This window comes from Achromobacter sp. D7-1, from assembly GCF_059760445.1.
In genome coordinates, this window is sequence record NZ_JCBAMT010000028.1 from 13,727 (window position 1) to 37,999 (window position 24,273).

Genomic DNA, 24,273 nt, shown 5'->3' on the forward strand with positions numbered 1-24,273 from the left:
CGTTGCCGCGTCCCGGCGGATAGGCTGCCGGGCATGACAAGGGGAAAGCATGTTGAATCTCAAGCGGATCGCGGGGCTGTGCGCCATCGGCGCGGCCTGCGCGTTCTCGGCCGCCGCGCAGGCGCAGGCCGACGCCAAGGCCATGACCATCGTCGTGCCCTATGGCGCGGGCGGCATCGTCGACAACACGGCGCGCGCCTTCGCGCAGAAATTGGCGGCGGAACTGGGCCGGCCGGTGGTGGTGGAAAACCGCGGCGGCGCAGGCGGCATGATAGGCATGAACACGGTGGCGCGAGCCCATGACGAGAACACCCTGGCCTTCACCGCCGTCAGCCCGGTCACGCTGTCGCCGCATGTAATGAAGACGCTGTATGACCCCTTGAAGGATCTGGCGCCCGTGGCGTCCGTGATGTATTCACCGGTCTATCTGGTGGGCGGCCCGAAGTTCACGGGCAAGTCCTTCCAGGACATGCTGGCCCAGGCCAAGGCCGATCCCGGCGGCCTGTCGCTCGCGACCGCCGGCGTGGGATCGCTGGGACACTTGATGCTGGAACAGATCAACGGCCAGGCGGGCGTGCGCATCACGCACGTGCCGTACAAGGGCATGGCGCAGATGGTGCCCGACGCCCTGGGCGGCCAGTTCACGCTGATGCTGGTCAATGCCTCCGGCCCGGTCAATGCGCTGATTGACGAGGGCAAGCTCACCCTGCTGGCCGTGGGCTCGCCAGCCCGGCTGCCGGCGCGGCCCGGCACGCCCACCTTGGCCGAACTGGGCTATCCCATGGCCAACATGACTTCCACCTTCGGCTTTTTCGCGCCGGCCAGCACCAGCCCGGATTTCCGCAAGCGCATGAACGGCCTGATCAACCGAATCGCCGCCATGCCGGACATCAGCAAGCCGCTGACCGACGCGCTGAACATTATGTCGCCCGGCACGGTGGAGCAGTTCGCGGCCCAGGTGCAGAAGGAATATGCCGACAACGGCCTGATCGTGAAGCAGGCCAACATCCGCAGCGAATAGGGGCAGGCCGCAGGCCGGCAACCCACGCGGCGGGATTCGGGAGTTCGGGGATGCGGCGGTTCAGCGCCGCCAGCCCCGCCAGGCGCACAGCAGGCCGACGGCCAGCAAGGCGCCAGCGGGCAAAACCCAGACGAATCCGGCATCCGTGTAGACCACCTGGTCGACCGGGTCGTAATAGCGGCCCAGCTCGTTGAAGTCCCACTTCAGGTATTGCGCGTACCAGGCGTAGAAGAAGAAGGCGGACAAGGCCAGGCTGGCCGCGCCGGCCACGCGCAGCAGGCCCTTGCTGCGTCCCGCGCGCACCGCGGCCTTCCACGCCAGGACCGCGCAGCCCGCCACGGCCGCCAGCACCAGCAGGTCGCCGACGTCAACGCCCATCGGCCGCCTCCAGGCCGTCCAGACAGGCCTGGGCTTCCTGCCATTGCTTTTCGCTGAAGACGCGCAGGCCGGCTCGTTGCAGCAGTTCCGCCGTCACGCCCACGCCGGGCTGCTTGCGGCCGGCGAAATGGCCGTCGTACACGTAGCCGCTGCCACAGGAAGGACTGCCCTCCTTCAGCACCGCGATGCCGATGCCCTGCTTGCGCGCGGCCTCCAGCGCCGCTCGCGCGCCGTGCACGAAGGGCACGGTCACATCCTCGCCCGACACCGCCATGACGCGGGCGCGGCCGGCCAGCACCGCCGCCGCGTCGGCGGCAGGCTCGATCTCGGCGGGCGGGCGCGGGACCGGCATGCCGCCCGCCATTTCCGGACAGACGGCCACCACCCGCCCCTCGTCGCGCCACCGGCCAAGCACGGGGTTGTCGTGGGACGCGCTGCGTCCGTCGTAGCGCACGGGGTTGCCCAAGAGGCAGGAACTGACCAGAACGTATTGCATGCGTAATCCGACGTGTTGGGCTGCCAGGCCCGGATCCAAAGCATGCATGATAGAGCACCCTGCCTGGCAGCCTGGCTGCCCGCCAGCCCCGGGATCAGCAGCCGGCCGCGCCGCTGTCGCGCATCCAGGCGCGCAGGGCGGGATCGCGCACTTGCAGCACTTCGAACAGGCCCAGCGCGTTCAACGCGGGCAAGGCCTCCTGGATGTCCTGCCGCGCCACGGCCACGGCTTGGGCCGGCGCCTGCGGGTCGAGGCAGACGCGGGCGTTCGCGAGGAAAGCCCCCACGGTCCCCTTCCTGACCTCCACGCCCTTGAAATCGCCTCGTTCGACGCCGTCCGGCAAGATGTCGCATGCCTTCATGTTCAACTCCTGTTGGTGTCCGATACAGGCGTTACGATAGACGGGACCCGCATGGCAGGTCTGCGTAGCTTCAGCCATTCAATACGGTTTTTCTGCCAATGGAAATCCCTGCTCCCAGCCCTCCTTTGCTCGATCCCCAACGCGCCCGGTCGCGCGGCGGCCCCAGGCTGATCGCCGTGCGCAGCCAGGACGGCGCGCTGCGCCACACCGCCATGCACCAGCATGCGCGAGGGCAGTTGCTGGGCGCCTATCGGGGCTTGCTGACGGTGTATGCGGGGGACCTGCAATGGGTGGTGGCGTCCCGGCAAGCCGTCTGGATTCCCCCCAACCAGCCGCATGGGCTGTACTCGCACGGCGTCTACGCCGGCTATAGCGCGTATCTGAGTCCCGCGGCCTGCGCCGGGTTGCCCGCTGCGCCCTGCGTGCTGCATGCCTCGGATCTGCTGGTGGCCGCGGTGGACCGCGCCGCATCCTGGGGCGACGACACGATGGGACCGGCGCGCAACCGCCTCATTGAAGTGATCTGGGATGAAATCAGGAGCTTGCCCCAAGCCGGCCAGGCGCTGCTGCTGCCCCGCGACCCGCGCTTGCAGCGGCTGGCGCTTGCGCTGTCGGACCAACCTTCGGACGTGCGGACGCAGGAGGAATGGGCCGCCGCGATCGGCATGTCGCCGCGCACGCTGGCGCGCCGCTACCTGGCGGAAACCGGTATGACCTTGGGGGCATGGCGCCAGCGCGCCCGCCTGATGCGGGCGCAGGAAATGCTGGCGGATGGCGCCGCCGTGACCACGGTGGCGTTGGAACTGGGTTACGACAACGTCAGCGCCTTCATCGCCATGTTCAAGCGCGAACTGGGCGGCACGCCGGGCCGCTACAACGGCCCGGGCGGCTAAACGCTCAGCCCTGAAGCCTGGTTCAGGATTCCTCGGCCGTCTTGCTGGCCCGGCGCGCGCGGGGAGCTGCCTTGCTGGCGGTCTTGCTGGCAGCCTTGCGGGCGGGCTTGGCGGGAGCCTCGGAAGCCGGCTCGGCCGGCGCCGGATTCGCAGGCGCAGTCTTGGCGGCGGTCTTCTTGGCCGCGGGGCGGCTGCGGGTCGCGGCGCGCTTCGCTGCGGGCTTGTCAGCTGCGGGCGCTTCCGCCGCAGGCTGGTCCGCGACGGGCTTGCTGGCCTTGGGCTCTTCCCTGACGGCAGTCCTGACCATGCCGCCCTCGAACGGATCGGATATCTTGGCAGGCGTCTTGCTCGCGGGCTGGCTGCGGCTTTCCGCGGCGGGCGGGGCAAAGGTCCATTCAGCGATATTCACGGCCGGCAGCGGCTGGCGCGCCTGCGGCAAGGGCTTGGGCATGGGCGGCAGGCGCGAGGGCTGGACAGGCTTGGACTCCTGCGCCCGAACCAGTGCGTCGGCCCGCAAGGCGTCCACCCTGGCGGCTTCCGCTTGCTCGCCAGCCTTTCTGGCGGCGTCGGCCTGGGCGCTTGCTTGCGTTGCTGCCGGCGATTGCGCGGCGATTGCCGCCGGCGCCTTGGTCGGCGTTGCGGAGTCAGTTTCGGCAGCCTCGGGGGAAGACGCTACGGCTGAAGCTTCGGCCGGCGCCACAGCGTTTTCGCCGCTGGCGCCCTGCTCGGCGACCTGGCCGGTTCCCCTACCCTCGCCACCCGACTTGCGCCCGCCGCGCGACTTGCGGCCGGAGCGGGAGCGGGATTCTTCCTGGGCCGCGCCGCCTTGCGCATCGCCGGCGTCGGCCGCAGCCGGTTGGCGGGCCGGGGCGGAACGGGAGGCGCCATCGGCGGCGGAGCGATTCGCGGCCGGCGCGCCGCTTGCGCTATCGCGGTACACATAGGTGCCGGCGTTTTCCTCGCGTCCGACTTCCAGCAGGCCGCGCGACTGCGCCTCGTCCAGCAAGTTGCCGAAGGCGCGGAAGCCGTAGTAGGACTCGTTGAAATCCGGCCGGCGGCGCTTGAGCGCGTCCTTCAGGGCCGACGCCCAGACCTTGCCGCTGTCGCCGCGCTCGGCCATGAGCGCTTCGAAGGTTTCCGCAACCATCTCGACGGCCTGGGTCTTGCGGGCCTCCAACTCTTCCTTGCGGCGGCGCTCTTCGTCGGGCGTGCGGCGTTGCTGGCTTGCGCCGGCGCCGCCACGGTTGTCTCGGCGCGCGTCCGCCGCGCGCTGGCCTTCGCGCGCCAGGTCGTCATAGAAGATGAATTCATCGCAGTTGGCGATGAGCAGGTCCGAGGTGGACTGCTTCACGCCCACGCCGATCACCTTCTTATTGTTCTCGCGCAGCTTGGACACCAAGGGCGAAAAATCGGAATCGCCGCTGATGATCACGAAGGTGTTGACGTGCGACTTGGTGTAGCAGAAGTCCAGCGCGTCCACGACCAGGCGGATGTCGGCCGAATTCTTGCCGGACTGGCGCACATGCGGAATTTCGATCAGTTCGAAATTGGCCTCGTGCATGGGGGCCTTGAATTCCTTGTACCGTTCCCAGTCGCAATAGGCCTTCTTGACCACGATGCTGCCCTTGAGCAGCAGGCGTTCCAGCACCGGCCGGATGTCGAATTTCTGGTACTTGGTGTCGCGCACGCCCAGCGCCACGTTCTCGAAATCACAGAAAAGCGCCATGCTGACGTTTTCGTTGGGGGTATTCATGTTTTGCTCCAATGCGATGGCGGCTGTCGGGCGAGACGCCGCCAGATGACGCTCATGATATACATATCTGCCGCCCATCCGCGGCGCACCTACCCAGCAGCCATGCCAGAAGCTCCCTTGTTCCCGGCGCTTGCCACCGATCGTCTCGTCCTGCAGCCCCTGGAAATCGGCGATGCCGAGGCCATCCAGCGCCTGTTTCCGCAGTGGGAAGTGGTGCGCTACCTGGTCGATCAAGTGCCATGGCCCTACCCGCCCGACGGCGCGCGCCACTATCTGGAGCAAGTGGCGATCCCTGCGATGCGGCGGGGCAAGGAGTGGCACTGGTCCATCCGCACCCGCCAGGCGCCCGGCAGCCTGATCGGCATCGTCAGCCTGATGGACGACGATCCCTGGAACAACCGCGGTTTCTGGCTGGACCCCGCCCATCACGGCCACGGCTACATGACCGAGGCCAGCGAAGCCGCCACCGCCTACTGGTTCGAGGTGCTGGGCAAGCCGCTGCTGCGCGCGCCCAAAGCCGCCGTCAACGTCCCCTCGCGCAAGATTTCGGAGCGCGGGGGCATGCGCCTGGTCGGTACCGAGGAACGCGGCTACGTCAGCGGCCGCCTCCCTACTGAAATCTGGGAGATCACCCGCGAGGAATGGCTGGCCCGGCAAAGCCGCTAGGGCCGGCGCAAGGCCGCAAGCACGCCGGCGCAGGCGGCGGGCGTTTGATGAATAAACCCGTCCCCATTATTTCCTGGATCGCGCCGGCCCGATAGCCGGTCCAAGCCGCCGCTTACCGCCCTTTTCGCCCCTTTTTCCGGCCAATTGACCCGGGCGCGTCATGGCTAGAATTCCCGAAAGTCCGGCATTCCGCGCATGGAATGCCTATGTTTATCGGGCAAGATCCATGAATCCGTCTACCGTCATCGGCGCCGCCGTCGGCCTGCTCACCCTGGTTATCGTCGTGGCCCTGGCCGCCACCGACCCCGGCATGTATATCAACCTGCCCGGGCTGGCCATTGTGCTGGGCGGCACCGCGGCCGCCGTGTTCATCGCCTACCCGCTGTCCGAAGTGCTGCGCGTCTTCAAGCTGGTGCGCACCGTCTTCCGCAACGACCAGCACGACCAGCAGCGCGACATCGAAGAGCTGGTGTCCATGGCCCAGCTGTGGATGAACACCGACGTCCGCAAGGTCGAGCAGGAACTCAAGAAGGTCAGTAACCCCTTCCTGCGCACCGGCGTGCAGCTGATCATCGACAACACGCCCGAAGACCAGATCATCGAACTGCTGCAATGGCGCGTGGCCCGGCTGCGCGCCCGCGAGCAGGCCGAAGCCCAGATGTTCCGGGTCATGGCCACCTTCGCCCCGGCCTTCGGCATGCTGGGCACGCTGGTGGGCCTGATCAACCTGATGTCGGTGCTGGGCGACGGCAGCATGCAGATGATCGGCCAGCAACTGGCGATCGGCCTGATGACCACCTTCTACGGCATCCTTCTGGCCAACCTGGTGTGCAAACCCATCGCGCTCAAGCTGGAACGCCGCACCGCAAGGCGCGTCGAATCCATGAACATGGTGTTGCAGGGCATCGCCATGATGTGCGAGAAGCGCGGCCCGGCGGTGGTGCGTGAAACCCTGAATTCCTTCGTCATGCACGTCGAGGACGAGATCTACGACGGCGGCGCGGACGCCAAACCCCAGGCCGCCGCGCAAGCCAAGACGGAAGGCCAGGCCAAGTCCGCCGCCAAGCCCGCAACCCAGCCCGTCTCCATCGCCCGCCCTGCCGCCGCGCGCCAATGAGCCTGATTTCCCCCACCTTGGCGCAGCGGATCGAACAGGCCCGCCAGGCCCAGCTACGCGCCGAGAAAACCGCGGCCAACGGCGGTTGGCGTCCCAGCAAGAGCGACCGCAAGGACCGCTACGCCCGCTGGCACGTCGAAGAGACCGTCGAGCAAGACTCGGAAAACTGGCTGCTCAGCTACCTGGACCTGATCACCCTGCTGCTGGCCATGCTGGTCGTGCTGCTGGCGCTCACGCGTCTGCACGGCGGCGCCTTCGGCCAGTCGGAACAACCCGTGGAACTGGTCGGCACACTGGCCGAAAGCGGCCTGCCCGCCTACGACGGCGAATACTCCGAATTCGATGCCGTGCAGATTCCCGCAAGCTGGGCGCAGGCCGAGACCCCGGCGGTCGCCGCAGCCGCAGCCGCCGCCTCGGCACAACCCGCCCAGGAGGGCGAGGTCGTCGCCGAAGCCGCCCCGCCGCTGCGAGCGCCTTCCAAGGAATCGCTGGGTCTGGGCGACCTGGGCAAATCGGTAGACGTGATCATCAACGAACAGTCCGTCAGCTTCCGCATCAGCAACGAACTGCTGTTCCCGTCCGGCCAGGCCACGCTCAGCCCCACCGGCCTGGACGTGATCAAGCGCCTGGCGGCCATCCTCAACAAGAACGAGTACCAGGTTTCGGTCGAGGGCCACAGCGACCCCGTGCCCATCCAGACCCGGCAATTCGCGTCCAACTGGGAACTGTCCAGCAGCCGCGCCACCAGCGTGCTGCGCGAGCTGGTCCGCGACGGCGTATCGGCCCAGCGCCTGCGCGCCGTGGGCTATGCCGAGACCCGCCCCATCGAGTCCAACGACACCCAGGCCGGTCGGGCAGCCAACCGGCGCGTGGAACTCATCATGGACATCACGGCGCCGCAGAAGGCGGCGCAGAGTGCGGCGCCTGCCGCGCCGGCAAGCAACGCCAGCCAAGGCTAGGCGATCGAACGGCCGCAGCACGCACAAGTGGTGCGCTACGGCATTCTTATGCTTCTTGATCGATCGTTCTGGATCGCGGCAAAGAAGAATGCCGTGGTGAGGCCAAATAGAATGAGCCCGTTCACCGCCTCAATGGCTCCGACCAACTGCCAATGAGGCGGCAGGAACGCCGGCGCGTGCCCATAACTTGTTATGGCCTCCAGCGAATAGAGCATTGCTTCGGTAAGACTATGGACGGCGCCTATGTGCACATAGAGCAAAGCCCACGCAAACGCCTCTAAAGCGTGGAGGACCGCCGCAAATAATGCAAAGATTGCAACGGATAAGCCAAAGAGAATCTTGCTTTGGCCCCAATGGGACGGCGCAGCAGCCAGAATCCTGGCCATGGTCATGAATGCCGTGACATGCATGACGATAGTTGCGACGAATAATGGCAAACCCCAAAGCCAATCATCTTCCCAAATCATGCCGCGCCTCCCGGCCCTGGATCGTCCGATCAGAGAATTTCCCCAACATTCAAATCCGGAACAATCCCAGGCCTCGTTCACAAGCGCGCTCTGGCTGGAAAAAATGGGCTACGGACGTCCGGCAGACGTAATCACGATCTCGACACGCCGGTTCTGCGCCTTGCCTTGAGGCGTCGAGTTGCTCGCCACGGGGCGAGCTTCACCAAAGCCTTGCGCCGAAATCGAATTCGGCGGAACGCCCTTAGAGGTCAGGAAACGCGCGACGTTGTCCGCTCTTGCGGATGACAGTTCGAGATTGGAGGGGAACTGCGATCTCAGCTCCGGGCCGATGGGTTCGTTATCGGTGTATCCCTGCACAACGACTTGCTGCCCCGGCAGATTGGAAAGTGTAGGGGCAATCTTTGCGAGAGTCTGTTCACCTTTCGGACTAAGCCTCCAGCCGCCTTCCGGGAAAAGTATCTCGTTGACCATCGTCACCTTGAGCTCATTTTGCAATTGCGTGATCTGCGCGCGATCGCCGCTCAACTCTGCCGTGAGCTTTTGGTTGAGGGCGGCATACTCAGCCGCCATCTGGGCTTCTTTGTCATAGGTCTTTTTGGTAACACAACCCGAGACCGCCAGCATTAAGCACGCCATTACAGCAAGTTTGCCTGGTTTCATATTTCTCTCCGCCGATGTTGTAAAACGGCAGCGCGAGCGGCTGGCTCGTTCCGCCGAATGTAATATTGGATTCGCACGACAGGACCGACCTCTGCAAGTCTCAAAAAAGAGAGTTGACAGGTTCCACGTAACTACATGGCAAAGGTAGTCAGAAGTGAACCAAGTCACCACTCATTTGACGCCAGCGTCCTGTCGACCCTATCCAGGTTCCGGCGTTCTGGCTCCTCCCGTGAAATCAGTCACGACCTTGGCAGGCGTATCCGGCCTGGTCAGGCATACATTCGGCGACAGGGTTTTGAGGTATGCCAAAGAAGCCGTGATGCTTGATATCGAGCTGATCGAGAACCAGGAATGCTTCATTCCTCAGGTCGTCATGACAGACTTCCTGTGGGAGATCGAACGGCGTTCCGGAGAGGCCAACCTGGCCCTGCTTGCCGCCCCGTGCCTGTCGCTCACGACCTATGGCCGCTGGGGAGAATATGTCCTGGCTGCCGACAACCTGGGCGAGGCGATTGCGCGGGCCGCGTCCTCATTGGGCTATCACAGCACAGGCGACCGGTTGCAGCTCACGATAGAACAGGGCATTGCCCGAATCAGCTATTTCCATGCCATGCGAGGCCGTCGCGGCTACGCGCATATTGCAACCGGCACCGCGGTAGTGTTGCTCAGCCTTTTGCGCCCCTATCTGGGAGCGGACTTTCTTCCCATTCAGATTGAACTGGATATACGCCGTCCAACGGCGTCCGCCCCTTTCGAGGATACTTTCCTGTGCCCCGTCGTGTTCGAGACCGAAGCCGTAGCCGTCTGCATTGATGCCCGCCTATTGCAGCGCCCGGCCAAGGCGGGCATTCGGTCGCGCCTGGTGACGATCGATGACGTCGCGCGGGTGCTTCTGGAACCTGCCGACCTGGGAAACTTTCTGGGAGTGGTCGTCGCGCATATCCGCGCACAGGTCCAAAGCGGCGTCGTATCGATCGACAGCACGGCGCGGGCGTTGGGCAGCAGCGTGCGGACGCTGCAACGGGTGCTGCGCCGCGATAGCGGCTCGGACTTCAGAGAACTCGTGAACGTCATCCGCATGCGCCGCGCGAAGGAATTGCTCGCGGGGACGAATGCCTCGATCACCGAGATTGCAACGGAATTCGGATACTCCAGTCCGGCGAATTTCGCTCGCGCGTTTCGCAATGCCGTCGGCTTGGCGCCGCATGAGTATCGGCTGAGTCAGAAGACAGGCTAGAAACGAATCGTCAAACCCGCCATCGGCCCCTGCAGCACCGCGTCGAACTTGAAACCGCCGCGGTTGTAATCCACGCCCAGGGCGCGGTAGCCGACGGCGGCGGATACGCTCTTGCTGAAGTTGTAGCCGACACCCAGCCCTACATCCCAGTCCGCATCGGCGCCGCCTGCACCGATCAGGCCCCAGCCGGTGATGTAGAACTTCTGGGTCAACACGTAGTTTCCCCGCACGCCTACCAGCCCGTCGACCCAGGTGGCGCCGTCGCTGGTTTTTCTGCCATTCAGATGCGCGCCTTTCAAGGTGACGTCGGTATCGACCGACCAGACCCGCAAGCCCGCCACGACATCCAACTGGTGTGGCGAGTTTTCAAGGACGGAATAACCGACTCCGATGAGCCCCGCAAACGTCGACGTCTGCACCTCTGCGCTGGTGGCCAGAATACCGTGCGGCGTATCGCCCTGCGAACCGATTTTCGTGTAGATCAAATCGCCGAAAATACTGTAGCGACCTTTGCGCGCGTCGCCGATAAGCATGGCTCCGAAGTCAAGGTTGTCGAACAGTTTGTCGAATCCCGCGTCGAAATCGATGACGGGGGAACGCGACTGAGAGGTCTTGCCCGACAGTCCGGCTGCCCAGAAATACGGCGTGACCGAAAACTTCCATTCGCTGGAAGGCTGGGAGTCTGCCGCGGCAGACTCCCCTTCCGCGCCCGCCACGGAACCGGCATAGAGCAATCCGCAAACCAGGCAGCCTGTGATCTTCTTTTTCATCGTTAGAGATTCAGCTGACTCTTCTTACCGGCGGAATGGTCCAGGATCCGTTGATGATCGAAGGATCGCTCTCATTGGGCCAATACAGGCGCATCATCAGGATGAATTCCCCCTTGGGCGCCGGCAGCCAGTTCGACTCCAGGCCTGGGCCGGGAGATTCGTGCTGAATGAGCAAGTCGATCGAGCCGTCCGCTTTTGCTTTCAGCGGCTGGCGCGCGCTGATGGAATAACGGTTGAGCGGGTTATCGACAAAGAAGTAGTCCGCGTCATACATGGTCAATGACCAGAATCCGGAAACCGGCGGCGTAAGCCCCTTCTTGAACGACAGCACGTACTTTTCCGAACCATTGTAGACGCGTTTGATTGCGCCGGTATCCGACTTCAGGGACGTGGGATAGATGGCATCCTGGGGCCGGTTGGCGCCCAGGCCGATCGCGGTGATCAAGGCTCGCTGGATATAGTTGGTGCCATAAATACCGGTCTTGGTCGTGAATCCCCAGCCATCGACGTCCTGGATGTCGCCGCCGCTGGACTTGAAGTGCGTCATGATCCGTCCGAAACCTACCTGCGGAACACGTTTGGCAAGAGCGGGATCGAGTTTGGATTTGTCGAAGTCCTGGCCCGGCACGATACCCATCGATGCCAGCTTTGCCACCAGGGGCGCGTCCGCCGCGCTCGGCGGGTTTCTTTTCAGCAACTTGGCAAACAAGGTGAAGTATTCGATCGCGTCCATGTTGTTGACCTGATCGCGAACGGACGCTTTCATATCGATGGCAGGATCGACCTTGCCTTGGGGCGCATTCCAGTTCTTGCCCCAGGCGCTGAGGGGACAGAGCTTTACTTCGTCTTGCAGCTTATGGACTTTGGCATAGTCTTCCGGCGTGCCTGAACAGTAGATGCGGCCCAGCAGCCACACGATGCTGGTCGGCGACTTGTATTGCGTCATGCCATTGGGAATGGTCCCCTCCCAGCCTGGGCCCGTCACCACGAAGGTTTGCGGACCGGTGCCCGTCGTGCGTTTTCCAGGCACGTCAAACACGGTCGTCCAACCGTCCAGCATCGGGAACAGCGCGTAGCGGTCGTCCAGGTCGGGCAGGCTGACGACCCAGGGCTCGTCGCCCACATCGAAAAAGGCCGTGGTGTAGAGGGTGTCGGCGTTCGGCGCGGTCACGTCGCGGAATTTGGCGTCGGGATATTGGCGCAGCTTGATGAGATGCCCCATGGGCGCGCGGGTGCCCTTGGGCTCCGCGACGTTGGTGATAACCCGCCGGGTCATCTCCATCGTCACCAGGGGATAAGCATAAATATAGGCTTCGGTCGCCAGTGCAAACTGCTCATCGCCTTCCGGGAAATTGGCGACCAGGCCATCGGCCGCGCGTGCGGAAGCGCCCAGGGTGGCGGTTGCCAGCAAGGCGACGCCACCGGCATTGAATTCTCGACGTGTTAGCTTCATTCACATGCTCCGACAGAATTACTTATAAAAACGTGGAACAGACACAAACCTGGACAGCCATTGCCCAGCGAAGAAAGAAACACCCGCAGCGTAGGAGAAGGGAAATCGGCTCGCCACTCATTTTGCGCCACGCCCTCCAACGGGCGGGCGCGAAAGCAATGGACCTGCTTCCGGTGGGCAGAATGCCCGGGTCAGACAATGCCGTGCTTCCTCAGCACTGCCTGCTCGTCGCCCGACACCCAACCGAAAACCCTGGGCGCGCCATCCAGTAATTGGACAAAGTAGTGCACGTCAAAATCGATATGCGTATCCGGCTGGCCCGCGCGCGCGTAGATCGCCGTCCAAGCCACGTGCGCTACGCAATGCAGTTCGTCTATCGGCGACAACCGGATATTTCTGATCCGCATTTCCTTCGTGCCTATCGCGCGATAGTGTGCATATCCTTGCGCCATGGCCTGTCTTAGCTGGTCGTCGTTCTTCCCGGACATCACGCCGGCCGGAGACGCCGCGATGAAATCAGATGCATAAAGGGATGCCATCTCCTCCATGTCCACGTCTCCTTGCAAGGACTGGTTGAAAAAGCGTGCATATCGCTCGAACAACTTTTCTACGATCGGCTTCATTGCGCCCTCCTCTGATTGGATTCAGCTATTGCGGCCCACTCTGCCGTCCGCCCCTCGGGGCCTCACAGCGGCACTGGCCGGTTCCGCAGCACGTTCTTCATCACCAGCGTCGAGCGCAAGCGCAGCACGCTCGGCAGCGCCGACAACACCCGGTCGTAGAGCGCCTGGAACGCCGGCAAGTCCTGGGTGACGACATGCAGCATGTAGTCCGGGTCGCCGAACAGCCGCTGCGCCTGCACTACCTCTGGAATGTCGCGCAAGGCGGCTTCGAACGCCGACACCCGGTCGCTGCTGCCTTCGCGCATCGTGACGAAGACGATGGCTGAGAAGTTCAGCCCGACGGCCGCCAGATTGATGTTGGCGCCGTAGCCGCTGACCACGCCCGCCTCTTCCAGCGCCCGCAGCCGCCGGTGGCAGGGAGACAGGCTCAAACCGACCCGTTCGGCCAGGTCCGTGATGGAAATCCGGCCATCCTGCTGCAGTTCAGCAAGAATCTTTCTATCTAAGTCATCCATAAGGAAGATTCTACCCAGATATTGGGTTTTTCAGGTAGATAGCGGGAGCACTTCCCCGCTCATCGCCGATAACATTCCCCGCCTGTGGTTCATTTGGGGTATGCAGTTGGAAACCGGCAATCTGGTGGCGTTTTGGCTTGTTTCGCTTTCGTTGGTTGTCGTCCCGGGCGCGGATTGGGCGTATGCCATATCCGCCGGCTTGCGGGACAAGGCAGTGCTTCCCGCCGTGGCGGGCATGTTGACCGGCTATCTGATGATCACCATGGTGGTCGCGGCGGGGATAGGCGCCCTGGTGGCGAGCGAACCCGCCATCCTCACCGTCCTGACCCTGGCCGGCGCGGCGTATCTGTTGTGGCTGGGCGCCAACGTGCTGGCCCATCCCTCCGAGCCCCAGGCCGGCGATGCGCAAGCCTCGGAACATTGGATGGCCTGGGCGGCGCGCGGTTTCGCGGTCAGCGGCGTCAATCCCAAGGCCATCCTGCTGTTCCTGGCCTTGCTGCCGCAGTTCACCAGCCGCGATGGCGCGTGGCCGATTTCCACGCAGATCACGGCGCTGGGCATCTTGCAGATCCTGAACTGCGCGGTCATCTACACCTTGGTGGGTCTGGGCTCGAAGGCGATCCTGCAAACGCGGCCGGCGGCGGCGCGCCGGGTGAGCCAGTTCTCGGGCCTGGCCATGATCGTCATCGCGCTGATTCTTTTCGGGGAGCAGATCGCCGTCCTGATGACTTGATCGGCCTGATCCCCTGGATGCCCGCCGCCCGCGCCCTCCAAAACTTCCCCGGGCGGGTCGATTCGTGGTCAATATCCTGTCGGATGAACAGATCAAGATTTCCAACCAATTCGCTCAGCGAGGCACGGACAAGCGGCACGAAGTCGAGTTGCAGGAATCGCCGCTAGGCAATCCGATCATTGCCGGCAGCCCGCACTGGCTTGATTGCGAGATTTATACCGAACACGCCGCTGGCGATCACCTGACCGTGATTGGCGAAGTGAAGGCGCTGAACCAGCAAGAAGCTGCTTCAACGGCGTTTCCCCAGCTGGACGGCTCACCGTTGCCCGCGAGCATTGGAATGGCGCAGGGTAGCCTCGGCGGCTAAAAAAAGAACCCTGACATCCACGAGCTCGAAGCCCTATCGCCCCTGCACTTCGATTATGGGAGGCAGCGTTCTTGAGCCGCCGCCGTCCGGACTGCGGGATTCCGATGCTCGCCCCGGTGGGGCTGCGCTTCGGATCCCTCCGTCCGGCCACCGGCTCACGGCATCTACCCATGAACGGGTTCCGAAACCAATGCATTAGGCGACTGCCAGCCGAGGACCCCGGAGTCATCCGAAGCGCAGCCCCACCGGGGCGAGCATCGGAATGGCGCAGGGCAGCCTACACGCAAGCCGGCGCGCGCTGAGCCTGTGCGTTTTTAGTTTTTATGAAGTCCGAAGGAAAAAGAAAAAGGCCAATCCCGAGGGATTGGCCTTTTTTGCAATACTTGGCGGAGAGGGTGGGATTCGAACCCACGGTACGGGGATACCGTACGCCTGATTTCGAGTCAGGTACATTCGACCACTCTGCCACCTCTCCGTGGCTGGGTTTCGTAACGGCGGTTTACCCGGGGGCCGGGTTTTCCACAAAAGATCCCTGGTCGGAAGGATCTTCGTTGTCGAAGCAGCGAAGCCCGCAATTCTACAGGATTTTTTTTGTTTGTGTAAAGGGGGTGATTGAAAGTCCCCTACAGCGGGTTTCAACCGGCTTTCGGAGGCGGCGTTCTTTGCCCAGAATTCCGATATGCCTGACGTTCCTGCCCAGGCATCCATCCGTCTCGGCGTTCATCCCGGAACCGCTAGTCCCATGGATCTGATCCTCATACTCCTGCTTGCGGCCGTGCTGTGCGTGCCCCTGACCCAGTTGCTGGGCCTGGGCGCCATCCCGGGCTACCTGCTGGCCGGCGTGCTGGTGGGGCCGTCCTGCCTCAGGCTCGTCACCAATGTGGACACCATGATCAACGTGTCCCAGTGGGGCGTGGTGATGATGCTGTTCATCATCGGGCTGGAGCTTTCGCCCAAACGCCTGTGGGCCATGCGCAACGAAGTCTTCGTGCTGGGCTCCTTGCAGATGTTGGCTTGCGGCCTGCTGCTGGCGGTGGTGTTCGGCGCGGCGCTGCGGCATCTGGCGGGCATGGAGTGGCAGGCGGCGATCCTGTGTGGCTTGTCGCTGGCCTTGTCGTCCACGGCGGTGGCCTTGCGGCTGCTGGACGAGCGCGTGCTGACGCGCACGCCATTGGGCAGGTCGGCGCTGGGAATACTGCTATTCCAGGACATGGCCGCGATTCCGATGCTGGTGGCGGCGGGCCTGCTGGGTTCCGATGGCGCGTCGGCGCCTTCCTTCAAAGAGGCGCTGATTGCCGTGCTGGTAGTGGCAGCCGCTTACCGGCTGCGGCTGTTGGGATGGGCGGCCAAGGCGCAATTGAACGAATTGTTCACCGCCGCCGCGCTGTTGATGGTGGTGGGCGCCGCCCAATTATTTGACTTTGCCGGCCTGTCCGCCGGCCTGGGCGGATTCCTGGTGGGCGTGCTGATGGCGGAATCCCGCTACCGGCACGATCTGGAAAAGGCGATCGACCCGTTCAAGGGCTTGCTGCTGGGCCTGTTCTTCGTGGCCATCGGCATGTCCGTGAATTTGAAGGTGGTGGCCGACCACTGGCCGTTCATCTTCGTGGGCGTGTTCGCGTTGCTGCTGGTCAAGGCCTTGATCTTGTACGGTTTTTCGCGCTTTCTGGGGTTGCCGCGCTATCACCGCCTGCTGTTTGCACTAGCGCTGGCGCAGGGCGGCGAGTTCAGCTTCGCCATCTTCAATGAAGCCTGGGACAACCACCTGATGAACCTGGAACAGCGCGACCTGCTGTCAGTCATCGTGGCGATTTCAATGGGCGTGGTGCCGATGCTGATCAAGCTGCTGGAACGCATACCCGAGAACCGGGGCGGCATGGCCGATCTGCCGACGGCGGAACCCGCCAAGGACGAGGCGTCCCAGCCACCCACGCCGCGCGATCCTCCTCCCGCTGCTTGACCCTGCGCAGCGTACGGGCATGGCATGATTGCCGTCTTGCCGGGCAGCTACACTTGACGCCTGCTTTGCCCGCCCAACGTGCCCGACCACAGGAGAATGCTCATGCTTAAAGGAAAAGTCGCCCTTGTCACCGGTTCCACCAGCGGCATCGGCCTGGGTATCGCCACCGCCTTTGCCCAGCAAGGCGCCGATATCGTCTTGAACGGCTTTGGCGATGCCGCCGAGATCGAAAAGGTCCGCGCAGGCCTGGCCGACAAGCATGGCGTCAAGGTGATCTACGACGGCGCCGACTTGTCCAAGGGCGCCGCTGTGCGCGAGCTGGTCGAGAGCGCGGTGCGCCAGATGGGCCGCATCGACATCCTGGTCAACAACGCCGGCATCCAGCACACCGCCCTGATCGAGGATTTCCCCGCCGAAAAGTGGGACGCGATCCTGGCGCTGAACCTGTCGGCCGTGTTCCACGGCACCGCCGCCGCCTTGCCGCACATGAAGAAGCAGGGCTTCGGCCGCATCATCAACATCGCCTCGGCCCACGGCCTGGTGGCCTCGGCCAACAAGTCGGCCTACGTGGCGGCCAAGCACGGCGTGGTCGGCTTCACGAAGGTCACCGCGCTGGAGACGGCGGGCCAAGGCATTACCGCCAACGCCATCTGCCCCGGCTGGGTCCGCACCCCGCTGGTTGAAAAGCAGATCACCGCGCTGGCGGAAAAGGACGGCGTCGACCAGGAAGCCGCCGCCCGCGAACTGCTGAGCGAAAAGCAGCCGTCGCTGCAATTCGTGACGCCGGAGCAACTGGGGGGCACCGCCGTGTTCCTGGCTTCGGACGCCGCTGCGCAAATCACAGGTACGTCCGTCTCGGTCGATGGCGGCTGGACGGCACGCTAAAAAGGAATACCCGAATGCTGTTTCTGCTTTCTCCCGCCAAGAAGCTGGACTACGACTCGCCGCTGCACATCGAGACGCATACCCAGCCGCTGTTCGTGGACCAGGCCGCCGGCCTGATCAAGGTGTTGAAGACCAAGTCGGCTGAGGACATCTCCGAGCTCATGAGCCTGAGCCCGGCGCTGTCCGAGCTGAACGTGCAGCGCTATGCCCACTGGAAGCGCAGCTTCACCCAGGCCAATTCGCGCCAGGCGGTGCTGGCCTTCAATGGCGACGTCTACGAAGGGCTGGAGGCCGCGACCCTGTCGGCCAAGCAGCTGGACTGGGCGCAAGAGCACGTGGCCATCCTGAGCGGCCTATATGGGGTGCTGCGCCCGCTGGACCTGATGCAGCCCTACCGCCTGGAAATGGGCACGCGCCTGGCTACGCCCAAGGGCAAGAACCTGTACGAGTACTGGGGCCCGGCCATCGCCGGCTACCTGAACGAACGGCAGGCCGGCCAGAAAGCGCCCGTGATCATCAACCTGGCGTCCGAGGAGTACTTCAAGTCGGTCGACCTGAAGACTCTCAAGGCGCGCGTGGTGCAATGCGTGTTCCAGGACTGGAAGAACGGCGCCTGGAAGGTCATCAGCTTCCACGCCAAGCGCGCGCGTGGCCTGATGGCGCGTTATGCGATCCTGCACAAGGTGTCCAAGCCGGAAGGCCTGCAGGGTTTTGACCTGGAAGGCTATAAGTTCGACGCCTCTGCTTCGTCGGACGACAAGCTGGTCTTCCGCCGCAAGGTCTGACCCGGTCCCGGGCCTCGCGCCCGGGACGTCCCGATTCCGCCTGATCAATCCAGGGTAGTCACGCTGCCGCCGCCACTGGCGGCGCGTGCGTGGGATCGGCCAGCGCGTGCAGTTCCTGGCGGATCATGTGCGCGGCCTTCAGCATTTGTTTGACCGGATAGACCAGCGCGGCCTGCTCGCCTTCGGTCTCGAACTGGTTCGGCAGGCCGGTAGGCGCCTGCGCCCGGTTTTCGTCCAGCAGGTCGACCATGCCGGCCAGCGCCCGCTGCACGGCCTCGGGCGTGGCGGGCAGGGCGGCCAGCATGGGTATGGCCGCCGTGATCTGCGAGGCCAGTATGTGGTTCTGGATCAGCAGGTTGTTCAGCTCTGGCACGCTCACTTGGTGCGAGGTGGGCTCGCTCATCATGCGGTAGAAGGCCTCGGCGAAATTGCTGAACGAGATGTGCACGTTCTTGCGCGCCAGCCGCCACGCCAGGTCGGCGTCGGTCACTGCCGGGGTCTCGCCCGCCGCGGCGCCCACGGGCGCGCCGTGGGCCTGCATGGCTTCGACGTAGCGCAGGCCCGCGATCAGGTACTCGCGGTTGGCGCGCGTGGCCGCGGCCGCCAGCGGCTTCAGGTAGCGCGCCTCCCACCAGGGCAGGATGTAGCTGCAGATCAGCGCCAGCGCGCAGCCGATCAGCGTGTCGATGGCGCGTTCGCCGATCACCGACATGGACACCGTGCCTGGCGACACGAAGTGGAACACCAGCACCACGAACAGCGTATTGAAGGTGGCGCTGGCCATATAGTTCAGCTGCACCAGGCTGTTGCCCATGATGCAGGCGCCCAGCAGCGCCGCGAACAGCAGTTCCGGGCGGTCGGTCAGGTTGAACAGCAACAGGGCCAGGATGCAGCCGATCAGCGTGCCTGTCAGGCGCCAGCTATTGCGCTGGCGCGTCAGCGCGAAGCCCGGCTTCATGATGATGACGATCGTCAGCATGATCCAGTAGTTGTGCGCGGAAAACGCCGGCGACAGCCACTGGCTGGCCAGGGTCATGGCGATGGCCGCGGCGGCCGTCACCCGCAGCGCGTAGCGGAAGTGCGGCGAATCCAGGCGCAGATTGCTGGTCAAGAGTCCCACGCGGAATTCCTGGCGCGAAATGAAGCGCGTCAGCGACTTGTTGATGCGCAGCACGTCGGTGGGCTTGGCATCGGGCGAGGCGGCGGTGTGGTCGGCCAGGCGGTCGACGATGCGCGCCGAATTGCGCAGCCTGCGCAGCACCTGGACGATCAGCGCCAGCATCTCGGGCTCGCGCTCGCCCAGGCCCTGCTGTTTGAGCTGTTCGATTTCGTACTCGATGGCGCGCAGCTCGGCCTTGGCGCTGCTGCGGTACTGCACCTTGCGTCCGCGCGACACGTCCAGCGCGATGCGGTTGAGCTCCAGCGACATCTTCACCAGCGCGTCGCGCATGAACATCAGGCAGTCGCTGCCGGCCAGCGCGCGGCGCAGCGCCGCGTAGTCGGTATGCGTGGCCACCAGCGTGTCCAGCAGCTGCAGCATGTCGACGAACATGTTCCAGATCATCACGCGCTGGCGGTCGCCCAGGCCCTTGCCGCGGGGCAGGGCGCGCAGCACCATGTCGCGCGCCGCCTGGTGCTTTTCCGTCATGACGGACTGGCGTTGGATCAGTTCGCGGTAGGCGTCGTCCAGGTCGGCGGTTTCATCGTAGAAGGCGGCGCGGGCCGCCACGTAGTCGGCGGTGGCGAACAGCGCCACCGACATGGCCTGCTGCTCCTCGCGCAGCCAGAACAGGCGCGAGAACCCCAGGCTGAACGCGACGTAGAACAGCGCCCCGCCCAGCGTGGCCGCGGCGTGCGCCAGCACCTCGTGGGGCGCCAGCGGCGAATGCATGGTCAAGGTCATCAGCAGCAGGCCGGCAAAGCCGATCAGGCCGCCGCGCTTGCCGAATACCGTGAACATCGAATAGACGAAGCACTGCGCAATGACTGCCAGCCAGATCAGCACGGGATACGAGGAAGCGACCCCGGTGATGATGACGGTCAGGGTGCCCAGCGCGGCGCCGCCCAGCATCTCGTTGGTGCGGTGGCGCTGCGGCCCGCCCGGCTGGTCGATGATGGCCAGGCACTGCGCGCCGAAGGTCGCGACCAGCCCCGTGGTGTAGTTGCCGAAGACGCCGCCCAGCACCAGCACCGGCAACAGCATCCCCACCCCCTGGCGCACCCCTCCGAAGAAGTAGTGGCTGTAGAGGAAGCGGCGAATGCTGGCAATGCGCAAATCCATGGGTGGGGGCTCGGTTCTGGACGACAAAACAAGTATAGAGATGCTGCTCAATTTTTTGGGGCCAGATAGTTACCGAACCTTCCCTGCAACGGTCCGCGAAAGGTCGATTTGCCACCTTTGACGCAACGCGGTAAATTGCTCCACTTGCGCCGGTCTGCCTATCCGAAACCGGTGCGTTGAGGCGGATTGCCAGGGTCACCTCCCAGCCATCCCGCAGCAGTTACACCTGCCGTTGGCCGCGCCACAAGCGTGTGTTGCCAAGGCTTCCATTTCGACCTCCAGCGTCCCCCAGGGGCGTTTGCACTGCGTTCTGTCGAGCGTGTGCCGGGTCGGCAAGGTGTCCGGGTGGCGTGGCTCCGTGAGCCGCAAAGCGCCGGATCATGTTGTCGGAACCGGTATGGGTTCAGTTGCCGCCGTATCCGGGCGAGCAGCAGTCAGGGTTGCAGGGCCGGTACTGAAAGGAATGACAACATGGAACTGAATGGCGCCGATATCGTCGTGCGCTGCCTGGCCGATGAAGGCGTGGAACACGTTTTCGGCTACCCCGGCGGCGCGGTGCTTTACATCTACGACGCGATTTTCAAGCAAGACAAATTCCAGCACATCCTGGTTCGTCACGAGCAGGCCGCCGTGCACGCCGCCGATGCCTATTCGCGCTCGTCGCAAAAGGTCGGCGTCTGCCTCGTGACCAGCGGACCGGGCGTGACCAATGCCGTCACCGGCATCGCCACCGCCTATATGGATTCCATCCCCATGGTCATCATCAGCGGGCAGGTGCCCACTGCGGCCATTGGCGAGGACGCCTTCCAGGAATGCGACACCGTCGGCATCACGCGTCCCTGCGTCAAGCACAACTTCCTCGTGCGCGACGTCAAGGACCTGGCCGAAACCATGCGCCGCGCGTTCTACATCGCGCGCACCGGCCGTCCCGGCCCGGTGCTGGTGGATATCCCCAAGGACATCACCATCGCGCAGTGCAAGTACACGCCGCCCAAGGGCGAAATCTCGATGCGTTCCTATGCGCCCGTCAACAAGGGCCACCAGGGGCAGATCAAGAAAGCCGTGCAGATGCTGCTGGCCGCCGAGCGGCCCATGATCTACACGGGCGGCGGGGTCATCCTGTCGAACGCCGCGCCCGAGCTGAACAAGCTCGTGTCGCAACTGGGCGCGCCCTGCACCAGCACCCTGATGGGCCTGGGCGGCTACCCGGCCAGCAGCGGCCAGTTCGTCGGCATGCCCGGGATGCACGGCACCTACGAAGCCAATATGGCGATGCAGCATTGTGACGTGCTGCTGGCCATCGGCGCCCGTTTCGATGACCGCGTGATCGGCAACCCCAAGCACTTCGCCCAGAACGCCCGCAAGATCATCCATATCGATATCGATCCCTCGTCGATCTCCAAGCGCGTGCGCGTGGACGTCCCGATCGTCGGTAACGTCAAGGACGTCCTGGCCGACCTCAGCGCGCAGTACGACATCGCCGCGGCCGAGCACAAGCCCGCCCCGATCACCAAGTGGTGGGAGCAGGTCGAGTCCTGGCGCGGCAAGGAATGCCTGAAGTTCACCAACTCGGACGAGGTCATCAAGCCGCAATACGTGGTGGAAAAGCTCTGGGAAGTGACCGGCGGCGACGCCTTCGTCACCTCCGACGTGGGCCAGCACCAGATGTGGGCCGCGCAGTACTACAAGTTCGACAAGCCGCGCCGCTGGATCAATTCCGGCGGCCTGGGCACCATGGGCGTGGGCCTGCCGTACGCCATGGGCGTGCAGATGGCCAATCCTGGACACGACGTCGCCGTCATCACCGGCGAAGGCTCCATCCAGATGAACATCCAGGAATTGTCGACCTGCCACCAGTACCGCCTGACGCCGAAGATCATCTGCCTGAACAACCGCTTCCTGGGCATGGTCCGGCAGTGGCAGCAGATCGACTACGGTTCGCGCTATTCCGAGTCCTACATGGATTCGCTGCCCGATTTCGTCAAGGTGGCCGAGGCCTATGGCCACGTGGGTCTGCGCATCGAACGCCCGGCGGACGTCGAGCCGGCGCTGCGCGAAGCGTTCAAGAAGCACAAGGACCGCCTGGTCTTCCTGGACTTCATCACCGACCGCACCGAGAACGTGTGGCCGATGGTCAAGGCCGGCCGCGGGCTGACCGAAATGCTGCTTGGCTCTGAAGACCTGTAAGGAGGCCACCCATGAAGCACGTGATTTCCGTCCTCCTCGAAAACGAACCCGGCGCGCTGTCGCGCGTGGTGGGCCTGTTTTCCGCGCGGGGCTACAACATCGAGACCCTGACGGTGGCGCCCACCGAGGACTCCACGCTGTCGCGCATGACCATCGTGACTACCGGTTCGGACGAGGTGATCGAGCAGATCACCAAGCACCTGAACCGCCTGGTGGACGTGGTCAAGGTCGTCGACCTGACCGAAGGCGCGCACATCGAGCGCGAGCTGATGCTCGTCAAGGTGCGCGCGGTCGGCAAGGAACGCGAGGAAATGAAGCGCATGGCGGACATCTTCCGCGGCCGCATCATCGACGTCACCGACAAGTCCTACACCATCGAATTGACGGGGGTGCAGGAAAAAGTACAGGCCTTCCTGGAGGCCCTGGACCGCAGTGCAATCCTTGAAACCGTGCGCACCGGCGTGTCCGGCATCGGACGCGGTGAACGGATTTTGAAGATTTGACCGGCCTTCCAGGCCAAGCCGCACCCTACATCTGAATTAAACAAATATCCAAAATACTGGAATCTGGAGCACAACCATGAAAGTTTTCTACGACAAAGACTGCGATCTCTCCCTCGTCAAGGGCAAGACTGTTGCCATCATCGGCTACGGCTCGCAAGGCCACGCGCACGCGCAGAACCTGCATGAGTCCGGCGTGAAGGTCGTGGTCGGCCTGCGCAAGGGCGGCGCCTCGTGGAACAAGGCCGCCAACGCCGGCCTGGAAGTCAAGGAAGTCGCCGACGCCGTCAAGTCCGCCGACATCGTCATGATGCTGCTGCCCGACGAGAACATCGCCTCGGTCTACAACAAGGAAGTGCACGCCAACATCAAGCCCGGCGCCGCCCTGGCGTTCGCTCACGGCTTCAACGTGCACTACGGCCAGGTCGTGCCGCGCGAAGACATCGACGTCATCATGATCGCCCCGAAGGCCCCGGGCCACACGGTGCGCAACACGTACAAGCAAGGTGGCGGCGTGCCCCACCTGGTGGCCGTGTACCAGGACAAGTCGGGCGCCGCGCGTGACGTGGCCCTGTCGTACGCCAGCGCCAACGGCGGCGGCCGTGCCGGCATCATCGAAACCAACTTCCGCGAAGAAACCGAAACCGACCTGTTCGGCGAACAGGCCGTGCTGTGCGGCGGTACCGTCGAACTGATCAAGGCCGGTTTCGACACGCTGGTGGAAGCCGGCTACGCGCCCGAAATGGCGTACTTCGAGTGCCTGCACGAACTGAAGCTGATCGTCGACCTGATCTATGAAGGCGGCATCGCCAACATGAACTACTCGATCTCGAACAACGCCGAGTTCGGCGAGTACGAAACGGGTCCGAAGATCGTCACCGACGAAACCCGCAAGGCCATGCGCCAGTGCCTGACGGACATCCAGACCGGCGAATACGCCAAGAAGTTCATCCTGGAAAACACCGCCGGCGCTCCGACGCTGACCTCGCGCCGCCGCATCAACGCGGAATCGCAGATCGAGCAAGTGGGCGGCAAGCTGCGCGCCATGATGCCCTGGATCGCCGCCAACAAGCTGGTGGACAAGTCCAAGAACTGATCCACGCCTGCGCGGGGCCAGCCCCCGCGCAATCAGGGTCGAAGCGGCATGCCTGCGAGGGCATGCCGCTTTTTTTGCCGGCGTTCCCGTCGATTGGCCAGGCACGCAGC

At 64.0% G+C, this 24,273-nt stretch carries 25 protein-coding genes and 1 tRNA gene; 14 read left to right on the forward strand and 12 right to left on the reverse strand.

Annotated elements, in window-relative coordinates; all coding sequences use genetic code 11:
• The first annotated feature begins 49 nt into the window (after positions 1-49).
• Positions 50-1,021, forward strand: a complete 972-nt coding sequence (locus AC6LKD_RS14285) for a tripartite tricarboxylate transporter substrate binding protein (protein ID WP_498116578.1) — start codon at positions 50-52, stop codon at positions 1,019-1,021.
• A 60-nt stretch (positions 1,022-1,081) separates the two neighbouring features.
• Here AC6LKD_RS14285 and AC6LKD_RS14290 read toward each other — a convergent pair whose 3' ends face one another.
• The 3 genes from AC6LKD_RS14290 to AC6LKD_RS14300 all read right to left on the reverse strand — a co-directional run bounded on the left by AC6LKD_RS14290 (position 1,082) and on the right by AC6LKD_RS14300 (position 2,256).
• The gene (locus tag AC6LKD_RS14290; protein ID WP_498116579.1) at positions 1,082-1,399 is read right to left on the reverse strand and encodes a hypothetical protein; all 318 of its coding nucleotides are present in this window, start codon (positions 1,397-1,399) and stop codon (positions 1,082-1,084) included.
• A complete protein-coding gene (locus tag AC6LKD_RS14295) occupies positions 1,389-1,895 on the reverse strand; it encodes a 2-thiouracil desulfurase family protein (RefSeq protein ID WP_498116580.1) in 507 nt (168 codons plus the stop codon). Before AC6LKD_RS14295 ends, AC6LKD_RS14290 begins: the two co-directional genes overlap by 11 nt.
• 94 nt (positions 1,896-1,989) lie before the next feature.
• Positions 1,990-2,256, reverse strand: a complete 267-nt coding sequence (locus AC6LKD_RS14300; RefSeq protein WP_498116581.1) for a hypothetical protein — start codon at positions 2,254-2,256, stop codon at positions 1,990-1,992.
• A gap of 98 nt (positions 2,257-2,354) precedes the next feature.
• Between AC6LKD_RS14300 and AC6LKD_RS14305 the strand changes: the two genes are divergently transcribed.
• Entirely contained in the window at positions 2,355-3,149 is a 795-nt protein-coding gene (locus AC6LKD_RS14305; RefSeq protein ID WP_498116582.1) for an AraC family transcriptional regulator, read from the forward strand.
• A gap of 22 nt (positions 3,150-3,171) precedes the next feature.
• Here the strand turns inward: AC6LKD_RS14305 and AC6LKD_RS14310 are convergent, their stop codons facing one another.
• Entirely contained in the window at positions 3,172-4,902 is a 1,731-nt protein-coding gene (locus AC6LKD_RS14310) for an NYN domain-containing protein (protein WP_498116583.1), read from the reverse strand.
• A 102-nt stretch (positions 4,903-5,004) separates the two neighbouring features.
• On the opposite strand from AC6LKD_RS14310, the gene AC6LKD_RS14315 reads away from it, so the two are divergent.
• The 3 genes from AC6LKD_RS14315 to AC6LKD_RS14325 all read left to right on the forward strand — a co-directional run bounded on the left by AC6LKD_RS14315 (position 5,005) and on the right by AC6LKD_RS14325 (position 7,644).
• Positions 5,005-5,568, forward strand: coding sequence for a GNAT family N-acetyltransferase (locus tag AC6LKD_RS14315; RefSeq protein WP_498116584.1), 564 nt, complete (start codon positions 5,005-5,007; stop codon positions 5,566-5,568).
• Between the two features lie 226 nt (positions 5,569-5,794).
• Positions 5,795-6,685 (forward strand): motility protein A, encoded by an 891-nt coding sequence (locus AC6LKD_RS14320; RefSeq protein ID WP_013394229.1) that lies wholly within the window; start codon positions 5,795-5,797, stop codon positions 6,683-6,685.
• Positions 6,682-7,644 carry an OmpA/MotB family protein gene (locus AC6LKD_RS14325; RefSeq protein ID WP_498116585.1) on the forward strand — a complete coding sequence of 321 codons (963 nt, stop codon included), beginning with the start codon at positions 6,682-6,684 and terminating at the stop codon, positions 7,642-7,644. The genes AC6LKD_RS14320 and AC6LKD_RS14325 overlap by 4 nt, the downstream gene beginning before the upstream one ends.
• Before the next feature lie 35 nt (positions 7,645-7,679).
• On the opposite strand, the gene AC6LKD_RS14330 is transcribed toward AC6LKD_RS14325, so the two are convergent.
• Complete coding sequence (locus AC6LKD_RS14330; RefSeq protein WP_492276141.1) at positions 7,680-8,111, reverse strand: hypothetical protein; 432 nt, start codon at positions 8,109-8,111, stop codon at positions 7,680-7,682.
• A gap of 108 nt (positions 8,112-8,219) precedes the next feature.
• Positions 8,220-8,771: an OmpA/MotB family protein gene (locus tag AC6LKD_RS14335; protein WP_013394232.1), complete on the reverse strand. Its 552-nt coding sequence runs from the start codon at positions 8,769-8,771 to the stop codon at positions 8,220-8,222.
• A gap of 229 nt (positions 8,772-9,000) precedes the next feature.
• Here AC6LKD_RS14335 and AC6LKD_RS14340 point away from each other — a divergent pair, with 229 nt between their 5' ends.
• Positions 9,001-10,008, forward strand: a complete 1,008-nt coding sequence (locus AC6LKD_RS14340) for a helix-turn-helix transcriptional regulator (RefSeq protein WP_498116586.1) — start codon at positions 9,001-9,003, stop codon at positions 10,006-10,008.
• On the opposite strand, the gene AC6LKD_RS14345 is transcribed toward AC6LKD_RS14340, so the two are convergent.
• The 4 genes from AC6LKD_RS14345 to AC6LKD_RS14360 all read right to left on the reverse strand — a co-directional run bounded on the left by AC6LKD_RS14345 (position 10,005) and on the right by AC6LKD_RS14360 (position 13,369).
• The gene (locus AC6LKD_RS14345; protein WP_492276143.1) at positions 10,005-10,778 is read right to left on the reverse strand and encodes a hypothetical protein; all 774 of its coding nucleotides are present in this window, start codon (positions 10,776-10,778) and stop codon (positions 10,005-10,007) included. The two genes, AC6LKD_RS14340 and AC6LKD_RS14345, sit on opposite strands and share 4 nt — an antisense overlap.
• 10 nt (positions 10,779-10,788) lie before the next feature.
• Complete coding sequence (locus AC6LKD_RS14350) at positions 10,789-12,231, reverse strand: DUF1254 domain-containing protein (RefSeq protein ID WP_498116587.1); 1,443 nt, start codon at positions 12,229-12,231, stop codon at positions 10,789-10,791.
• A gap of 191 nt (positions 12,232-12,422) precedes the next feature.
• Positions 12,423-12,854, reverse strand: a complete 432-nt coding sequence (locus tag AC6LKD_RS14355; RefSeq protein ID WP_498116588.1) for a DUF6841 family protein — start codon at positions 12,852-12,854, stop codon at positions 12,423-12,425.
• Positions 12,855-12,916: 62 nt separating this feature from the next.
• The gene (locus AC6LKD_RS14360; RefSeq protein WP_013394237.1) at positions 12,917-13,369 is read right to left on the reverse strand and encodes an Lrp/AsnC family transcriptional regulator; all 453 of its coding nucleotides are present in this window, start codon (positions 13,367-13,369) and stop codon (positions 12,917-12,919) included.
• 100 nt (positions 13,370-13,469) lie between these two features.
• On the opposite strand from AC6LKD_RS14360, the gene AC6LKD_RS14365 reads away from it, so the two are divergent.
• Positions 13,470-14,102 (forward strand): LysE family translocator, encoded by a 633-nt coding sequence (locus tag AC6LKD_RS14365; RefSeq protein ID WP_498116589.1) that lies wholly within the window; start codon positions 13,470-13,472, stop codon positions 14,100-14,102.
• Between the two features lie 13 nt (positions 14,103-14,115).
• Positions 14,116-14,469 carry a flavin reductase family protein gene (locus AC6LKD_RS14370; protein WP_498116608.1) on the forward strand — a complete coding sequence of 118 codons (354 nt, stop codon included), beginning with the start codon at positions 14,116-14,118 and terminating at the stop codon, positions 14,467-14,469.
• Positions 14,470-14,853: 384 nt separating this feature from the next.
• Here AC6LKD_RS14370 and AC6LKD_RS14375 read toward each other — a convergent pair.
• A tRNA-Ser gene (locus AC6LKD_RS14375) sits at positions 14,854-14,944 on the reverse strand.
• 267 nt (positions 14,945-15,211) lie between these two features.
• On the opposite strand from AC6LKD_RS14375, the gene AC6LKD_RS14380 reads away from it, so the two are divergent.
• The 3 genes from AC6LKD_RS14380 (at position 15,212) to yaaA (ending at position 18,099) form a co-directional block, all read left to right on the forward strand.
• Positions 15,212-16,429 (forward strand): cation:proton antiporter domain-containing protein, encoded by a 1,218-nt coding sequence (locus AC6LKD_RS14380; protein ID WP_498116590.1) that lies wholly within the window; start codon positions 15,212-15,214, stop codon positions 16,427-16,429.
• Between the two features lie 102 nt (positions 16,430-16,531).
• Positions 16,532-17,314: a 3-hydroxybutyrate dehydrogenase gene (locus tag AC6LKD_RS14385; RefSeq protein ID WP_013391925.1), complete on the forward strand. Its 783-nt coding sequence runs from the start codon at positions 16,532-16,534 to the stop codon at positions 17,312-17,314.
• 14 nt (positions 17,315-17,328) lie between these two features.
• Positions 17,329-18,099 carry a peroxide stress protein YaaA gene (gene yaaA / locus AC6LKD_RS14390; protein WP_207468716.1) on the forward strand — a complete coding sequence of 257 codons (771 nt, stop codon included), beginning with the start codon at positions 17,329-17,331 and terminating at the stop codon, positions 18,097-18,099.
• Positions 18,100-18,157: 58 nt separating this feature from the next.
• Here the strand turns inward: yaaA and AC6LKD_RS14395 are convergent, their stop codons facing one another.
• Complete coding sequence (locus AC6LKD_RS14395) at positions 18,158-20,380, reverse strand: FUSC family protein (RefSeq protein WP_498116591.1); 2,223 nt, start codon at positions 20,378-20,380, stop codon at positions 18,158-18,160.
• A 417-nt stretch (positions 20,381-20,797) separates the two neighbouring features.
• Between AC6LKD_RS14395 and AC6LKD_RS14400 the strand changes: the two genes are divergently transcribed.
• The 3 genes from AC6LKD_RS14400 (at position 20,798) to ilvC (ending at position 24,163) form a co-directional block, all read left to right on the forward strand.
• Entirely contained in the window at positions 20,798-22,567 is a 1,770-nt protein-coding gene (locus tag AC6LKD_RS14400; RefSeq protein WP_371818963.1) for an acetolactate synthase 3 catalytic subunit, read from the forward strand.
• 11 nt (positions 22,568-22,578) lie between these two features.
• Positions 22,579-23,070 (forward strand): acetolactate synthase small subunit, encoded by a 492-nt coding sequence (ilvN, locus tag AC6LKD_RS14405; RefSeq protein ID WP_006223608.1) that lies wholly within the window; start codon positions 22,579-22,581, stop codon positions 23,068-23,070.
• 76 nt (positions 23,071-23,146) lie between these two features.
• Complete coding sequence (gene ilvC / locus AC6LKD_RS14410; protein WP_013391929.1) at positions 23,147-24,163, forward strand: ketol-acid reductoisomerase; 1,017 nt, start codon at positions 23,147-23,149, stop codon at positions 24,161-24,163.
• Positions 24,164-24,273: the final 110 nt, after the last annotated feature.

What these genes read in the sequence shown, in the direction of transcription:
- AC6LKD_RS14285 (WP_498116578.1), top strand. Translation starts at nt 50, where the DNA reads ATGTTGAATCTCAAGCGGATCGCGGGGCTGTGCGCCATCGGCGCGGCC.
- AC6LKD_RS14290 (WP_498116579.1), bottom strand. Translation starts at nt 1,399, where the DNA reads ATGGGCGTTGACGTCGGCGACCTGCTGGTGCTGGCGGCCGTGGCGGGC.
- AC6LKD_RS14295 (WP_498116580.1), bottom strand. Translation starts at nt 1,895, where the DNA reads ATGCAATACGTTCTGGTCAGTTCCTGCCTCTTGGGCAACCCCGTGCGC.
- AC6LKD_RS14300 (WP_498116581.1), bottom strand. Translation starts at nt 2,256, where the DNA reads ATGAAGGCATGCGACATCTTGCCGGACGGCGTCGAACGAGGCGATTTC.
- AC6LKD_RS14305 (WP_498116582.1), top strand. Translation starts at nt 2,355, where the DNA reads ATGGAAATCCCTGCTCCCAGCCCTCCTTTGCTCGATCCCCAACGCGCC.
- AC6LKD_RS14310 (WP_498116583.1), bottom strand. Translation starts at nt 4,902, where the DNA reads ATGAATACCCCCAACGAAAACGTCAGCATGGCGCTTTTCTGTGATTTC.
- AC6LKD_RS14315 (WP_498116584.1), top strand. Translation starts at nt 5,005, where the DNA reads ATGCCAGAAGCTCCCTTGTTCCCGGCGCTTGCCACCGATCGTCTCGTC.
- AC6LKD_RS14320 (WP_013394229.1), top strand. Translation starts at nt 5,795, where the DNA reads ATGAATCCGTCTACCGTCATCGGCGCCGCCGTCGGCCTGCTCACCCTG.
- AC6LKD_RS14325 (WP_498116585.1), top strand. Translation starts at nt 6,682, where the DNA reads ATGAGCCTGATTTCCCCCACCTTGGCGCAGCGGATCGAACAGGCCCGC.
- AC6LKD_RS14330 (WP_492276141.1), bottom strand. Translation starts at nt 8,111, where the DNA reads ATGATTTGGGAAGATGATTGGCTTTGGGGTTTGCCATTATTCGTCGCA.
- AC6LKD_RS14335 (WP_013394232.1), bottom strand. Translation starts at nt 8,771, where the DNA reads ATGAAACCAGGCAAACTTGCTGTAATGGCGTGCTTAATGCTGGCGGTC.
- AC6LKD_RS14345 (WP_492276143.1), bottom strand. Translation starts at nt 10,778, where the DNA reads ATGAAAAAGAAGATCACAGGCTGCCTGGTTTGCGGATTGCTCTATGCC.
- AC6LKD_RS14350 (WP_498116587.1), bottom strand. Translation starts at nt 12,231, where the DNA reads ATGAAGCTAACACGTCGAGAATTCAATGCCGGTGGCGTCGCCTTGCTG.
- AC6LKD_RS14355 (WP_498116588.1), bottom strand. Translation starts at nt 12,854, where the DNA reads ATGAAGCCGATCGTAGAAAAGTTGTTCGAGCGATATGCACGCTTTTTC.
- AC6LKD_RS14360 (WP_013394237.1), bottom strand. Translation starts at nt 13,369, where the DNA reads ATGGATGACTTAGATAGAAAGATTCTTGCTGAACTGCAGCAGGATGGC.
- AC6LKD_RS14365 (WP_498116589.1), top strand. Translation starts at nt 13,470, where the DNA reads ATGCAGTTGGAAACCGGCAATCTGGTGGCGTTTTGGCTTGTTTCGCTT.
- AC6LKD_RS14380 (WP_498116590.1), top strand. Translation starts at nt 15,212, where the DNA reads ATGGATCTGATCCTCATACTCCTGCTTGCGGCCGTGCTGTGCGTGCCC.
- AC6LKD_RS14385 (WP_013391925.1), top strand. Translation starts at nt 16,532, where the DNA reads ATGCTTAAAGGAAAAGTCGCCCTTGTCACCGGTTCCACCAGCGGCATC.
- yaaA (WP_207468716.1), top strand. Translation starts at nt 17,329, where the DNA reads ATGCTGTTTCTGCTTTCTCCCGCCAAGAAGCTGGACTACGACTCGCCG.
- AC6LKD_RS14395 (WP_498116591.1), bottom strand. Translation starts at nt 20,380, where the DNA reads ATGGATTTGCGCATTGCCAGCATTCGCCGCTTCCTCTACAGCCACTAC.
- ilvN (WP_006223608.1), top strand. Translation starts at nt 22,579, where the DNA reads ATGAAGCACGTGATTTCCGTCCTCCTCGAAAACGAACCCGGCGCGCTG.
- ilvC (WP_013391929.1), top strand. Translation starts at nt 23,147, where the DNA reads ATGAAAGTTTTCTACGACAAAGACTGCGATCTCTCCCTCGTCAAGGGC.